At 55.2% G+C, this 13,526-nt stretch carries 19 protein-coding genes and 1 pseudogene; 9 read left to right on the top strand and 11 right to left on the bottom strand.

The window, feature by feature from the left end; genetic code table 11:
- Positions 1–87, top strand: a pseudogene (locus tag ACR0ID_RS14330) (IS5/IS1182 family transposase); the annotation flags it as partial.
- Position 88: 1 nt separating this feature from the next.
- Here the strand turns inward: ACR0ID_RS14330 and ACR0ID_RS14325 are convergent.
- The 4 genes from ACR0ID_RS14325 to ACR0ID_RS14310 all read right to left on the bottom strand — a co-directional run bounded on the left by ACR0ID_RS14325 (position 89) and on the right by ACR0ID_RS14310 (position 2,927).
- Positions 89–742: an AAA family ATPase gene (locus ACR0ID_RS14325; protein WP_480606413.1), complete on the bottom strand. Its 654-nt coding sequence runs from the start codon at positions 740–742 to the stop codon at positions 89–91.
- A gap of 16 nt (positions 743–758) precedes the next feature.
- A complete protein-coding gene (locus ACR0ID_RS14320) occupies positions 759–2,297 on the bottom strand; it encodes a Fic family protein (protein ID WP_480606410.1) in 1,539 nt (512 codons plus the stop codon).
- Positions 2,298–2,492: 195 nt separating this feature from the next.
- Entirely contained in the window at positions 2,493–2,687 is a 195-nt protein-coding gene (locus ACR0ID_RS14315) for a hypothetical protein (protein WP_204417415.1), read from the bottom strand.
- Positions 2,688–2,699: 12 nt separating this feature from the next.
- The gene (locus ACR0ID_RS14310; protein WP_480606407.1) at positions 2,700–2,927 is read right to left on the bottom strand and encodes a hypothetical protein; all 228 of its coding nucleotides are present in this window, start codon (positions 2,925–2,927) and stop codon (positions 2,700–2,702) included.
- Positions 2,928–3,184: 257 nt separating this feature from the next.
- Here ACR0ID_RS14310 and ACR0ID_RS14305 point away from each other — a divergent pair, with 257 nt between their 5' ends.
- Complete coding sequence (locus ACR0ID_RS14305) at positions 3,185–3,469, top strand: transposase (RefSeq protein WP_480606404.1); 285 nt, start codon at positions 3,185–3,187, stop codon at positions 3,467–3,469.
- A gap of 33 nt (positions 3,470–3,502) precedes the next feature.
- Here ACR0ID_RS14305 and ACR0ID_RS14300 read toward each other — a convergent pair whose 3' ends face one another.
- The 4 genes from ACR0ID_RS14300 to ACR0ID_RS14285 are packed head-to-tail and all read right to left on the bottom strand — an operon-like array spanning position 3,503 to position 5,576.
- Positions 3,503–4,183, bottom strand: coding sequence for an IS6 family transposase (locus ACR0ID_RS14300; protein WP_480606401.1), 681 nt, complete (start codon positions 4,181–4,183; stop codon positions 3,503–3,505).
- A 56-nt stretch (positions 4,184–4,239) separates the two neighbouring features.
- On the bottom strand, positions 4,240–4,614 hold the full coding sequence (locus tag ACR0ID_RS14295; RefSeq protein ID WP_480606398.1) for a hypothetical protein: 375 nt from the start codon (positions 4,612–4,614) through the stop codon (positions 4,240–4,242).
- A gap of 43 nt (positions 4,615–4,657) precedes the next feature.
- Positions 4,658–4,924 (bottom strand): chorismate mutase, encoded by a 267-nt coding sequence (locus ACR0ID_RS14290; protein ID WP_480606396.1) that lies wholly within the window; start codon positions 4,922–4,924, stop codon positions 4,658–4,660.
- Positions 4,925–4,952: 28 nt separating this feature from the next.
- Positions 4,953–5,576, bottom strand: a complete 624-nt coding sequence (locus ACR0ID_RS14285; protein WP_480606393.1) for a TetR/AcrR family transcriptional regulator — start codon at positions 5,574–5,576, stop codon at positions 4,953–4,955.
- Positions 5,577–5,665: 89 nt separating this feature from the next.
- On the opposite strand from ACR0ID_RS14285, the gene ACR0ID_RS14280 reads away from it, so the two are divergent.
- The 7 genes from ACR0ID_RS14280 to ACR0ID_RS14250 all read left to right on the top strand — a co-directional run bounded on the left by ACR0ID_RS14280 (position 5,666) and on the right by ACR0ID_RS14250 (position 10,543).
- A complete protein-coding gene (locus ACR0ID_RS14280) occupies positions 5,666–6,055 on the top strand; it encodes a hypothetical protein (protein WP_480606391.1) in 390 nt (129 codons plus the stop codon).
- Between the two features lie 20 nt (positions 6,056–6,075).
- Entirely contained in the window at positions 6,076–6,576 is a 501-nt protein-coding gene (locus ACR0ID_RS14275; RefSeq protein ID WP_480606388.1) for an anthrone oxygenase family protein, read from the top strand.
- Positions 6,558–7,196: a LysE family translocator gene (locus ACR0ID_RS14270; protein WP_480606385.1), complete on the top strand. Its 639-nt coding sequence runs from the start codon at positions 6,558–6,560 to the stop codon at positions 7,194–7,196. The genes ACR0ID_RS14275 and ACR0ID_RS14270 overlap by 19 nt, the downstream gene beginning before the upstream one ends.
- Before the next feature lie 505 nt (positions 7,197–7,701).
- On the top strand, positions 7,702–7,869 hold the full coding sequence (locus ACR0ID_RS14265) for a hypothetical protein (protein ID WP_480606382.1): 168 nt from the start codon (positions 7,702–7,704) through the stop codon (positions 7,867–7,869).
- 108 nt (positions 7,870–7,977) lie between these two features.
- Positions 7,978–8,355: a lysozyme inhibitor LprI family protein gene (locus ACR0ID_RS14260; protein ID WP_480474203.1), complete on the top strand. Its 378-nt coding sequence runs from the start codon at positions 7,978–7,980 to the stop codon at positions 8,353–8,355.
- Positions 8,356–8,448: 93 nt separating this feature from the next.
- Positions 8,449–9,636, top strand: coding sequence for a dual-specificity RNA methyltransferase RlmN (gene rlmN / locus ACR0ID_RS14255; RefSeq protein WP_480517925.1), 1,188 nt, complete (start codon positions 8,449–8,451; stop codon positions 9,634–9,636).
- A gap of 286 nt (positions 9,637–9,922) precedes the next feature.
- On the top strand, positions 9,923–10,543 hold the full coding sequence (locus ACR0ID_RS14250; RefSeq protein ID WP_480493906.1) for a cytochrome P460 family protein: 621 nt from the start codon (positions 9,923–9,925) through the stop codon (positions 10,541–10,543).
- On the opposite strand, the gene ACR0ID_RS14245 is transcribed toward ACR0ID_RS14250, so the two are convergent.
- The 3 genes from ACR0ID_RS14245 to ACR0ID_RS14235 all read right to left on the bottom strand — a co-directional run bounded on the left by ACR0ID_RS14245 (position 10,540) and on the right by ACR0ID_RS14235 (position 13,518).
- Positions 10,540–12,198, bottom strand: coding sequence for a U32 family peptidase (locus tag ACR0ID_RS14245; protein ID WP_480606379.1), 1,659 nt, complete (start codon positions 12,196–12,198; stop codon positions 10,540–10,542). The genes ACR0ID_RS14250 and ACR0ID_RS14245 overlap by 4 nt on opposite strands.
- Before the next feature lie 64 nt (positions 12,199–12,262).
- The gene (locus ACR0ID_RS14240; RefSeq protein ID WP_480474199.1) at positions 12,263–12,601 is read right to left on the bottom strand and encodes a hypothetical protein; all 339 of its coding nucleotides are present in this window, start codon (positions 12,599–12,601) and stop codon (positions 12,263–12,265) included.
- On the bottom strand, positions 12,598–13,518 hold the full coding sequence (locus tag ACR0ID_RS14235; protein WP_480606376.1) for a DnaJ C-terminal domain-containing protein: 921 nt from the start codon (positions 13,516–13,518) through the stop codon (positions 12,598–12,600). Before ACR0ID_RS14235 ends, ACR0ID_RS14240 begins: the two co-directional genes overlap by 4 nt.
- Positions 13,519–13,526: the final 8 nt, after the last annotated feature.

Here is a 13,526-nt window from a genome sequence, read left to right as displayed (position 1 = left end):
ACCCGCTACGACAAGACCGCAGAAAGCTTCCTGGGATTCATCGATATAACGTCCATCCGACTTTGGTTTCGCCATTTGTCAACATGACCTAAAGCGTGACAGGTCCAAGATCCCCGACACTCTGGAAGGCCGTCAATTTGTCGGTGGCTTCCTCGATTGCTTCACCGATTTCATCAAGATCTGCTTGGTCGATGTCGGCGAAAGCTTCCTCGATTAGCGGGCGCAGAGGCGATCGGCGCCACTCCGCGAGGTCACCTTCCGCGTCACGAAGAGCTGGCAACAGGTCCATGGTCAGGCGGCGGCGGAGGTCATGGCCGAAACGTTTCGTCACTCTTTCAACGCCGAAACAAATGAACTCCAGGTCGTTGTCCGATGTCGGTGCACTGACTAATCCCGGTCGCGCGCGACATTCGTAGGTCAGGCGGACCGTGTCGGGGTCATCGTCGAGGCGGAAGTCCGTGAGTAGAGCAAGGATATCGAGGTCAGAGTCAAACTCTTCGATTTCGACAGCAATGACTATCTTGTCGTCTTCTTCCAGGCCCTCAAGCCCGTCCCAGAAATCGGCGAGGCCAAGTTCACGGGCGCTGTCGGGCAGAGAGGGATCAAACAGCAACCGGAGGGCATGCACCAGGTTGCTTTTGCCGACTTTGTTTTCGCCAACCACAACAACGTTTCCATCGAGGGCTACGTCCAGTTTTGAAAAATTCCGAAAGTTCTCGATCACAATCCGTGACAAGTGCATGCAAGGCCACCTCGATCTAAATCATTGTTTCTGCAAAGACGTGCTCGATCCGCGCCGTTTCGTCGTCGGTCAATGCCTTGAACTCATTGGTTCGGGCGCGACGCGACAGGGTGCCGCTGTTCTGTTGAAGGAAGCGAAACAACAGATCGATGGTGCGGTCAGGCATATCAACAATAGCTTCGACCTGGCTGCGGAATGCATCGTAATTTCGAAGGAATGCTGTCTCGTACGGCAGGTCTTCTTCGATTGTCTTTTGGACGCATGAATAGAGGAATTCTGCGTGTGGCGTCGCGTCGAAGAAGCTGTAGAAATCGCCTGTGTCGTTCAAGACCCGAACGTTGAATTTTTCCGTCGGCTCCCATTCGATGAGCGGCAGCAGTCGTGCTGAATAGCTCTCAAGAACCGTTCTATACTCATCTATGCGTTCTAGAATCGCGGCGGACACCGGAAAGACCACCCCTGGTGGGTTGAAGCCGCGTTCCGCTAGAACATGGTGGATCAGGTAGCGGTGCAGCCGGCCGTTACCGTCTTCAAACGGGTGTATGTAGACAAAACCGAATGCGAGGATTGCAGCGGACACGATCGGGTCAGAGTGCCGAGACGCACCGTGATCAAAAGCGATCATCCCGTCAGTCAGGGACGGAAGATCTTCATGCCGGGCACTTATATGATCAGGCAACGGCATCCTTGTTTCGCGGTCATGCTCGCCAACAAAACCGCCCTCGTCGCGGAAACCCAGCTTGATGAACCGGGCATCACCTATGACGATCCGTTGCAGTCGTAGCAGCTCATCGCGGTCGAGCGGCTGGCGACCGGCCTCGCCGATCGCACGGCCCCAACGCTGAATTCGGTCTTGTGGTGGACGCTCGCCTTCGATCGCGTAGCTGGAACGTGAGTCTTTGAGTAGAAGGAAAGCAGCCGTGCGCGCGAGCAAGTCCCGGGGGACATCGGCGATGACCGCGCGGGCTCGACTGGCCAAGTCCATCGCGATGAACTCGTCTAGCTTTTTCGTGCGAAAGACCAGCGGGCAGAAGTCTCTAGTTCCCGGCAGATTATTTTTAACGCGATATCGGGGAGCGTTTTCCCCTTCCGTCGCGAACTGTTGGTCGGGATCAACGACAGGCACGTAGCGACCGCCTTCTGCATCTGGCAGATTCAGTCGGCTTCCCGTTAGCCATTCAAACAGAAACCAGATTCGCCTTGCGTAGCTGCCGGTTGGCTTTTTGCGCACGATGTCAACAATGCCGTCAGGCCCGGTGGCCGCGAACAGCTTCGCGAGGACAGCAAGATCAAGCCCTTCGTATTTGAGAGCGAAGGTGAGGTGGCCATCTAAGTCTGCACTCGGGGCGTGGCGCGGCGTCAGGATGCGCCAAACCTCATCCTCAACGACCCGGTGATGGTTCCCTGTTGCCGAAAGTTTGCGGGGCAGTGGCACAGACAATCTGTAGGCGTCAATCAGTGCGCTGTAGCCTGCCAAGGTGGCGGTCTCAGGAAGGCGACGCTCCTGAAAAACGGTTCTCGGGCCCGAAAAAAGTACCTGTTGGTCCGATGGCATGAATTCCGTTCCCTTGGCGTGAATTTTTACTGCAGAGCATTGCACCCATGAAATCCGTTCCTAGCACATGAAAAATGTTCTTGAATAGGTATTATTCGTGAAAAACGGTTCAAACTTACGCCGCAGTCCGGGCATGTCAGATCACGGATCGATCTGCGGCGATCGACCGACGATGTTAAGAGGTCCTCCAACGAACTACGCCGAGTAGAAGTTGTCTTCGTCAAAAGGACATTCATCCCGAAGCATGACCGCTCCCCGTTTCACCGAGTTTTCTTCGGTGCCGAACACCTCCACAGAGTGCCGGCACCGTGTACAGGTAATAATGAGCCCCGGAACCGCGCCATAGTCACCATCCAGTTCCTCTTCCGAGACATCGATTTTCACGCGCATGTGCCGACCCTATTACGATTCACGCCGGGAGAATGGGATCACCGATCCTCCTGCAGGTGCCCCTGTCTCACGCGAAGCGTCCGTTTTGAGAGTCAATGACACCACGTCTCCTGTTTTCTTGCTGAACTTGTTGATTGCCTCCGGATTGAGGCTTTCCGGGCTCCTCTTCCACGATCCCAGCTCGTGTTCCTGCAGGCGACCATCTTCAAAAACGGTTTCGACTTTGATCCTGAGTTCCATCAAATCTCCCACTCTTCCGATGGGATACTCCTAAGCCCAAAACCAACTGACCCCCAACTTCTTTCCACTCCCCAAAGCGTGTGGATCAGATATCTCCGTATTTGATTGGCAATGCCCTACGTGGACGTTCGCCGTTTTGGAATTTCCTCCAGCGCGCTACCGTAGATTCTTTCTGTGTTCTCGGTCTCAGGGACCTTGTTGCACGGATCGGCTCCCCAGTTTAGCTCTGGCGCTTTTCTTTTCCTGAGTTGCTGTGAATGCCATACAAGTTCAATCATGCGCGTCGCGAAAAGTTTCCCAAAGCGAAGTACCGCGTCACCAACTGCAAGGAATACAGTCAAGGTCTCCGGAGTCGAGGTGATGTGACAATCTGGATTTCTGAAGATGTGGTCGAAAACTGGGCTTCTCCACGCCGCAAGACATGTGGCCGTCAGGCGCGTTACTCCGATTTGGGCATCGAGATTTGCCTCACTCTGCGGGTCGTGTTTCGACTTCCACTCAGGCAAACTCAGGGTTTCATGGGTTGTGTTGCAAAGATTTGAGCCTGTTAAGTTGTTTCGGCAATCGCTTGTGAGTCAGGTGGCGAGCTCAGCGAACTGCTGAAATGGACAGAGTCCAGGCGTGAGTTGGCCCTTGCGGATCATGTGCGACACTTCGATTCCGTCGAGCGTTGCCGCCGCTGAATCGAAAGCCTTGAACCCCAGCATTGGCCGCGTGCGTCTCTTGATGAAACGGTGGTCCTGCTCGACGATATTGTTCAAGTATTTCCGCCTGACCATCTCGATCGAGATCGGACAGCCAAAACCTTTGAGCATTTTGTTGATGGCCTTGATGCCTGCGGTGTTAGCTCCAATTTTGTCGATGACAATCTTTCGAGGAAAGCCATTGGCTTCCAGCATTCGGGCAAAGAATTTAGTGGCAGCAGATTTGTTGCGGCGCCGGGACAGCATGAAATCAAGCGTCTTGCCGCTCTTATCGACGGCTCGGTAGAGATAAACCCAGTTCCCTTTCACTCGGATGTAAGTTTCCTCCATTCTCCACGAACGGTCACATGGCTCTTTGCGGCGACGCGCTGCCTCAGCGATTGCAGGAGAATACCGTGTTACCCATCGGTTTAGCGTGGTGTGGTCCACTGAAACACCGCGCTCGGCCATGATTTCTTCTAAATCCCGGTAGGACACACCGTATCGGACATAGAAAAACACCGCGAACAGGATCACATCCTTCGGATATTGTGCGCCTTTGAAGGAAATCATGAACTGACTTTCGACTGATTTTATCGAATGTCATTCATCCGCAGAATCTGGCTTCGTCAACAGCCAAAAGTTTGCAACAGATCCAGCTTTCTCAACTCGTCAAGAGATGAATACAACGGTGTTGACGGATCAATTCTCGCTTGAGCGCGGCTTCTGAAGAATTTCGCATACTCTTCCACATAGACACGGTCCTTTTGCGGCATGTCCGCAAGATAGCTCATCAGAAAATTGTCATAGTGGTGGACTGCATCGGCGAAGCGGTTCTGCCGATGCCGCGCCATTGCGCGAAACAGTTCCGCCTTGGCCATGAAATATGGTTGCGCTTGGAACCCTTCCAAGCGGTCAAGAACGGCCGAATAATCCCCTGCTTGCATTGACTTCGCCGCCTTGTGAAAAACCCCCGCGTTTCTGATATCGCGGATGAGTTTCATAGGTCCGCCTCACCAACAGCGCCTTTGGTATTTCCGAATGGCATTATTCCCCAAGCTCCCGGATTTCCCTCTGGATCGACCATTCGATCAGTTCTGACCAAAGCTTGCGCACAAGATCCGGGTCCAGCCCATTTTGCGTGGCCGTTGCGCTGACTTTATTCAAAACCTCGGTTACCCGATCTGTTGTCCTTGCAGGCAGCCCCTCGATCTTCTTCAGATCAACAGCGCGGTCGATGTAGCCGCTGCGGTTGGCAAGAAGAGTAATCAGCTCGATATCGATGGCGTCGATCTGAACGCGAAGCTCAGCCATAGTCTTACAAGCTTCAGGCGGTCGTCGTTCACTCACGGCTATCTCCGTATATTTGGCTGCCAAGCAATTGGCGAAGGTGGGTTACAGCCCTTTGCGAGCGAGCCTCGCAGAAGTCGTCTGTCGGAGCCGGGAGCCGTCCAATCACGCGCCGGATTTGCTGATCACCGATCAACAGATCAAGATAGAGACCCACGGCTGCTCCGGAATGCTCAAAGCGAAGGTGGCCTTCCTGCCGCGCACGTAGCAGCACCTGCTCCAGCAAGGGAAATACAGCTTCTCGCCCGGCCTTTGAAAGCGTCGCGCCAAGCTCACCACTGCTATCAGCGGCTGCGGCCCGGTTGAGTGCTACGGCACGATCACCAGTTAGCAAATCCAAAAGCTTCGGCCCCAACGTTCCCAGAATGGAAAGCGCGTCATGGTCGGTTTCCAATTCAGCTTCCAGGTGGGATTTCACTTCTTCTGCGTTACGCGTGACGAGGGCACGGAACAGCCCCTGTTTATCCCCATACCAGTTGTACAACGTCTCGTTGGAAGCGCGGGCCTGTTTCGCAATGCCCTGCATGGACGTACCCCCATACCCTTTGACCTCCAGCACCTTGTAGGCCGCCGCCTCGATCTGTTGCTGACGCAGCGATCGTTTCTCTTCTCGCAAAATCACTCTCCGACCTGTTGACAGAAACCGTAACTCAAATTACGGATATCCGCAACCGTAATCGCAATTACACTTTTGGAGATACAAAAATGGAACAATCTGACCGTCACGTCATCGCCGCTTTGGCAACACTCATCCTTCTGCAGGGGATCATGCTTTCCGCCTTGTATGCCGGGATCAGGCCTCATCCGCCCATCGCCACGCCCCTATTTGGCATTGCTCCGTTTCTTGGAGCCGCGATGTCTGTCGCTCTGGCAGCGATCATCGTGCAACCGCTACGCAGTCGGGCGGGACACATTTTGAGCGTTTTTGCCGCGCTCATGGCCCTGGTTTCCTTCGGGCCGCAGAAATATTTCGACGCACAATTGGACCTGATCTACCCGGCGGTTCTCCTTGGCCAATTTGCTGCGCTGGTCATCTTTGCCTCTGTTGTGAAAGTGGCGCGCCCACAACAGGAAACCGTTGCAGAGCAAGTCTGATGGCTCGGTTTCTATTGCCCATGTCCATGCTCTCGCTCTTGAGCATCGGCGCAATCTTCGGGTTTTTCTACGCCTGGGTCTGTTCGACGATGTGGGGGCTGGATGCCACAGAGCCACGAACGGCCATCGCCGCGATGCAAGCTATGAACGCTTCTGTCCGAAACGCGGCGTTTTTCCCGGCATTCTTCCTGACGCCTCTCATACTTGTGGTAACGTTATATGTCGCTTCGACCCAACAAAAAAAGCGCTCTGCCGCACTCTTCGGCTTTGCTGCAGTGCTCTACGTTGTTGGGGCCTTCTTTGTCACGGTCACAGTCAACGTTCCGATGAATGAAGCGCTGGCAGAGGTTGTTGTTCCAACCGATACCGAGGCGGCGCGCGGTATCTGGCTTGACTATTCATCCTCTTGGCAATTCTGGAACAGCCTAAGAACCGTAGTCAGCGGAGTGTCACTCCTCCTGACCGGCCTGGCCATCTATCTGATTCAGCAGGACACCGCGCAATGGAACTTTCACTTCTGACATTCGCCCTTCTGGCGCTGGTTGTGGTTATGACGCCCGGCCCAACGGTCTTGCTCGCCCTATCCAATGGATCAAGGTTCGGTATCGCTGTGGCAGGGTACGGCATCGCGGGCGCGGCGATCTCTGACGCCGTTCTCATCGCGGCGGCGGGGTTGGGATTGGGTGCTATCCTAGCTGCCTCGGCGATTCTGTTCAGTGTCGTCAAATGGATCGGCGTTACTTACCTCGTCTGGCTGGGCGTACAGATGATGCGATCATCCGGCCAATTGGGGCCGGTCGAGAACTCAACCAAGAACGAGAAATTGGGTACGCTTCGCAACAAGGCAGTCTTTAGGAAGAGCTTTCTTGTCGCGGTCACAAACCCCAAGGGCTACCTGTTCTTCACAGCGTTCCTGCCGCAGTTTCTCATACCGACAGAGCCAATGTTTCAACAGTATGTAGTGCTGGCGCTAGTCTTTATCGTGGTCGATGTGCTCGTCATGACCGCCTATGCAGGCCTGGGCGCAAATTCAGTGCAGTTTCTCAGCAATCGCGGGGCGTTGTGGATCGACAGGATTTGTGGCGGTCTTCTTGTCTCCTTGGGTCTTGCTTTGACCTTCTTGAAGCGCGCCGACGTGTAGCTCTCAGCAACACCAGCCTAGAAGGCTGGAAGCCAAGAACATTCGTTTTTGACCAGCCCCGGTTGCTGAAGCGGACCTTGGCACATTCGCAGCGAAAGCTCACTTCGTCCCGCGTTGCGGTCACTGATCGTTCGCATATCAACCCAATCAGCTCGCGTTGTGCGCGGCGAGTTGAAGGCCAAGACTGCGATGTTGACCGGTCTGCGTAAGCCTTTTCTTATTCGTGCCTGTCAGGATGCAGTATCACCAAGCGCCGCTTTCGGTACGCTCCACATTCAAACAGTATGCCACACAAGCGCTTCCGTCGTAGCTATGTTTAAACCCTCTGAGATGGGGAACCTTCAACACCGCAGAACTCAATCACAACGTGGACCAGTACTGTAATTCCCTCTAGAGCGTGGGTTGTAACTTTACGCAGGATCAACGCGTTTACTTGATCCGTGTCAAAGTGAGCCTTGACGGTTTCTGAACTAATCAGTTCAAGAGAAACCAAGGAGTTGCCACTATGCTGAACAAAACTCTTGCCGCGCTGATGATGATATCAGCCATGCTGCTGAGCGCCTGTGAAAACAAGGGCCAGACTTATCCCGTAACCGGCGAACAATGCGGACCGAACGATCCTGTCAAGACCCTGGATGCCGAAGATTGCTATGTCCCACCCGCGGGTGTCTGACGCGGAACCGCATTTCCGTTGATTCAGGGGGCCAACCTGCATCTAAACCTTTCTGGCAAAACATGTTACTCTGGCCTGACCCCTGCTGAATAGATGAATGAGGCGGCCATGCGTCTGATCTTGATTGCACTGCTTTTGCCAGCCACTGCAACCGCCGACCCGGCGTTGGAATGTTCCGACGCCGGATCACAAGTCGAAATCGGATCCTGCGTCGGAGAGATGGAAACACGGGTGTCGCGTGCGCTACAGGTGAGTTTTGATTTGGCGGTACAATCTGCCAAGGAGCTGGATGAGGTCACCGGGCGGATAGTGGCTGAACCTGCCCTCATAGCGGCGCAACAAGCCTGGGAAACCTATCGCGATACGCATTGCACCGCCGTCGGCGCGTCGTTTGGTGGCGGATCGGGTACAGGTATCGCAATCACATCATGCCGGGTGAATTTGGGGCGGGCACGCGTTGAAGAACTGTTGAGTTTTGCAGACTGACTGAAACGATTCCTTTTGATCTTTGCACAGGTTCCTATATAGAGGCGCATCCCAAGCCAGAATCCTTGAAGATACGCCCCAGCAGGTACCACAATGTCGCCCACAGTGCCGATCACGCAAGACGTCATGACTCTCCCTCGTAAATTGCCCGAGGGGAAGGTGAACCTTGTCGGTCTCACCCGCGACCGTTTGCGCGAGGTTCTGATCGAACATGGCACGCCGGAAAAGCAGGCCAAGATGCGCACCGGTCAGATCTGGCAGTGGATCTATCAATGGGGTGTGCGTGATTTTTCCGCGATGACGAATCTCGCCAAAGCGTACCGTGCGCAACTGACCGAAAACTTTGTGGTCGAGATCCCTGAGGTCGTGACCCGACAGGTGTCCGAGGACGGCACCCGCAAATATCTGTGCCGTATCGCGGGTGGGCACGAGGTCGAGGTGGTCTACATCCCCGAGGAAGATCGCGGAACGCTGTGCATATCGTCTCAGGTCGGATGTACACTGACATGTTCGTTTTGTCATACCGGCACCCAGAAGCTTGTACGTAATTTAACATCTGCCGAAATTGTCGGGCAGATCATGATGGCGCGCGACGATCTTGACGAATGGCCGACCCCTGGTGCGCCAAAGGATGAAACGCGCCTTCTGTCGAACATCGTTCTGATGGGAATGGGTGAGCCGCTTTACAATTTCGAAAACGTCCGCGACGCGATGAAGATCGCGATGGACCCCGAGGGGATATCCCTGTCGCGCCGCCGCATCACGCTGTCGACCAGCGGAGTGGTGCCCGAAATTGCACGCACCGCCGAGGAAATCGGTTGTCTGCTGGCGATCTCGTTCCATGCAACCACGGATGAAACCCGCGACGTTCTGGTTCCGATCAATAAACGGTGGAATATCAATGAGTTGTTGCAGGCGCTGGCCGGCTATCCCAATGCCTCGAACTCCGAGCGGATCACGTTCGAATACGTGATGCTGGACGGTGTGAATGACAGTGACGAGGATGCCCATCGTTTGATCGACCATATCAAGCGCCACAAGATTCCGGCCAAGATCAACCTGATCCCGTTCAACGAATGGCCCGGTGCACCGTACAAGCGCAGCTCGAACAACCGCATCCGCGCTTTTGCCAACATCATCTATCAGGCAGGCTACGCCTCTCCCATTCGCAAGACACGGGGCGAGGATATCATGGCGGCGTGCGGTCAGTTGAAATCGGCAACCGAACGTGCCCGCAAATCGCGCAAACAGATTGAGTCCGAAGCCGGTTTAACCCGGTAGTTTTTCTGTCCGGTTCATCATGGATCGGGTGGTCGTGCTTTGATTGTCCAAAATGACCGCCTGCACGCATGAAGTGTGCCTGTAAACTTAATGTTTCAGATACTGATTCAATATGCATAATTTGCTATATTTTAAAGATTCAATGCCGCAGGATGCAGGTTCAAATCGAAGCACAAGGCGGTGAGATTCTGGGACCTGAGCTGGTAAGAGATCCCAGAGCCGCTAGAATAAGAACTCTGTCGTCACGTGGCGCTCAGGCGAACTGATTTTCAGGCGGGTCGTAATAATGGACTCCTATCTACGAATAATTCTCCAGCACAAAGCCATTGCGTGCGCGATACTTCTGATTTCTTCAGGACTGGCAACGGCGGATGGTCACAACGCTCATATTGCGATCGAAAATCCGGCAGAGTTGAGCAAGGATGAGGCCGCGGCCCACTACCATTCACTAAGCCGTCGCATGGCACGGGGGTATGCCGCGGCGCAACTGGATCTGATCCTCAACTACCAAAGCTGGCCGCTTTTTAACGACGCGCCTTATATCTCGGCCACGCACGGGCAGCGTTACGTAAACTCGTATGCCAACCGAATGGCACATAACTACGGGACATTGCAGCAAGGCGAAAAACTTCCCATGGGATCGGTGCTTGCCAAGGACAGCATGACGGTGACCGATGAAGGTCACATACATCCAGGGGCCATGTTCATAATGGAAAAATTGCCAGACGGTACCAGCCCGATCACCGCTGACTGGCGTTATATAATGGTGCTGCCGGACGGGTCGGTGTTCGGGGATACTATGGGGGACCGCGCCAGTGAGGTCGCGTACTGCCATGTCTGTCACGAGCAAGTGGCGGATCGCGACTATACGTTCTTTATCCCCGAAGAATATCGGGTGGGAAACTAAGCCGGTTCACCCGGCAGCTTGAGTTCTGTCGCCTCACGGCGGCTGAGCTGTTCGCCTTGTTTTCGTTTGGACAGTACCTCGCGGGCCAACGCGTATTTGTCATCCTGCCAGAAGATCAGGCATCCGTTGCAGCCCTTGCCGCAGCATCCTTCCGTGCCGATGCGGTTTGTCTTGAACCGGCGTTCGTTACCGTCTTCGCCAATCTTTTCAACCAGATCATCGCGACGGCGTGCATAAGCTGTTGAATTGTCGCGACCGGAGGTTTCCAATCCCTGCACGAGCTTGTCAAAGCGAATGCGGCTCCAGTGTTCGTCGGTCAGGGCGCGTTCCTTGCGCAGCACTGAATAGACCGGAAAACGGGCGCGCAGATCGTCGATATCCTCGTGATCAAACAGGGTGAAAGGCAACCGGATGATGGTTTTTGTGCTGCCATGAACCACGTCCAACCGTGCGCCATCATGGGCGCGTTCGAAATCATAGACCCGCAGCAGAACCGTGTCGCGTGCGACTGGCGAGACGAAATCCAGCACATCACCCGGTTCCAGCTTGTTCTTCACCTCAACCAGAAAGGCATCCTCGGTCACTTCGGTGACGATCCCGGCATATTCCCATTGCGAGATCGAGGCCGTGTGTTCGTAATCATGTGCATAGTTTGTCAGCCGACCCTCGTGAAAGGCCAGCGTATAGCCGCGATTTCCGACGGTTTCGAGCTCGCGCATGTAAGGCTTGGGGTCCCAGTTTTCGGGATCCGCGAAATAGTCATCGATGGCCATACGATAGGCCCGCGCGACGATCGCGGCGTAGTATTCCGATTTGCCGCGCCCTTCGACCTTGAGGCTGTCGACACCGATTTTCAGGTACTCGTCCAGCTTCGGCATGATGCAGAGGTCGCGTGAGTTTAGGATGTACGAGCCGCGATCATCCTCTTCGACGGGCATCAGGTCACCGGGGCGACAGCCTTCTTCCAGCAGGAATTCGAACAGGTCGGCGTTTTCTTCGGTGATACGCAATTCCTGATGCGTACCATCCTTGAGGCGCAGTTTCAGACCGTAGTTCCAGCGGCAGGAATTGGCGCAGTTGCCCTGGTTGGCCCCGCGTTCGGCCATGAAATTCGACAGCAGGCAGCGGCCCGAATAGGTCATGCACATAGCGCCGTGCACGAAGGCTTCTAACTTGATATCAGGGCATTTCTCACGGATCTCGACCAGTTCGGGATAGGAAACCTCACGCGCCAGAACCACCAGCTCGGCCCCCTGATCCTGCCAGAACTTCACCGACAGCCACGAACAGATATTGGCCTGGGTCGAGATATGCAGCGGCAGTTCGGGCGCGCGCTCGCGGACGTATTGGAATACGCCCGGATCGGCGATGATCAACCCGTCGGGCTGCACCTTGCGCACCGTGTCGATGTATTCGTCCAGTTTCGGGATGTCTTTGTTATGCGAGAACAGGTTCAGTGTCAGGTAGGCGCGCCGGCCATGGTTGTGGCAGAACTCGACCCCTTCAATTACCTCGTCCAGCGAAAACTCAGACTTGGTGCGCAGCGACATATCCGGCGTGCCCAGATACACGGCGTCTGCCCCATAGAGGATGGCGAGTTTAAGTTTGCGCAGATTGCCCGCAGGCATCAGCAACTCGGATCTGGGCTGGGTCATGGAAGCTACCTGAAAAAGGATCAAGGCGGCCTTCTACGCCATAATCATTGCGCCCAAAACCCTGTTATCTGCGACGGAACCGCGCTGTGCCGAAAACTTCGATCAGTTGTTGGCGCACCGGCTCGGGTTGCGCCTCGACTGCGTTCAGAACCTCACGCAGTTCGGCGCGCAGCCCATGCATCTGATCAATCAGCGAGATCATCATCGACAGCGCATCGGCCTCCATGTCGTATTGCTCGTGCAACTCGCAAGCCAGTTCCAGCCGGGCAACGTCGATACTGTGATAGACCAGCCCCTGCTCCGATTGTTCAGGGATCACGATCTCGGCCGCAAGATATTCGGTCAGGCGGTCAGAGGTCAGGCGCGAGACGGTTTCGATCAGTTCCTTTTCGGTCAGGGTCATGACGGCATTCCTTTCCGCGGATCGTAGCGGTGCGTTTCGCGCCAGGTCTCCATGAACTGCCTGAGGTCATCATCGATCTTGTCGGGCATCGAGACAGTCAATTCGATCAGTTGGTCGCCGCGCTGGGATGAGCCGCGTTTCTTCACCCCCTTGCCGCGCAGGCGAAGGGTTTTACCGCTGCTGGTGCCCGCCGGAACATTGACGTTTACACCGCCATCGATTGTGGGGGCGGCGACTTTGCCGCCCAGAATGGCCTCATCTATGCTGATCGGCAGCGTAATATGGATGTCGTCGCCCTGACGGTCAAACACCGGATGTTTGGCGACCGTGACGGTCACCAACGCATCCCCCGGAGGGCCTTCGCCATAACCCGGAGCACCCTTGCCGCGCAGACGGATGGTTTGACCCTCGGTTATACCGGCGGGGATCTTGACCTCGATCCGGTTACCGTCTGGTAGGGTCAGTTTCTGGCTGGCGCCAAACACGGCATCCAGAAAGCTGATCTGAAGGGAATAGTTCAGGTTATGCCCTGGCGCATGAAACTCATGTCTTTGCTGGCCGCCAAATCCACCGCGGCCGCGCATGAATTCGGCAAAGATGTCCGACATGTCGTCCGGGTCCGCCTGACGCCCGCGATAGGGGTTTCCAGCGGCCTCGGCATAGTCCCGGTAATAGTGTTGTTGTGGGCGTTCCTGACCCGATGCGTCGATTTCGCCATTGTCGTAGCGGGCGCGGGTTTCAGGATCTTTCAACACGTCATACGCGGCGGCGGCGGCCTTGAATTTAGCCTCGGCCTTGGCATCGCCGGGTTTCAGGTCCGGGTGGCATTCCTTGGCAATACGCCTGTAGGCTTTCTTGATTTCGTCGGCGCTGGCGTCTTTCGGGACGCCAAGGACGGAATAGGGATCGTCGCTCATCTCACACT

Source organism: Ruegeria sp. AL2, from assembly GCF_056540845.1.
This window is presented reverse-complemented; position numbering and strand designations above follow the sequence as displayed.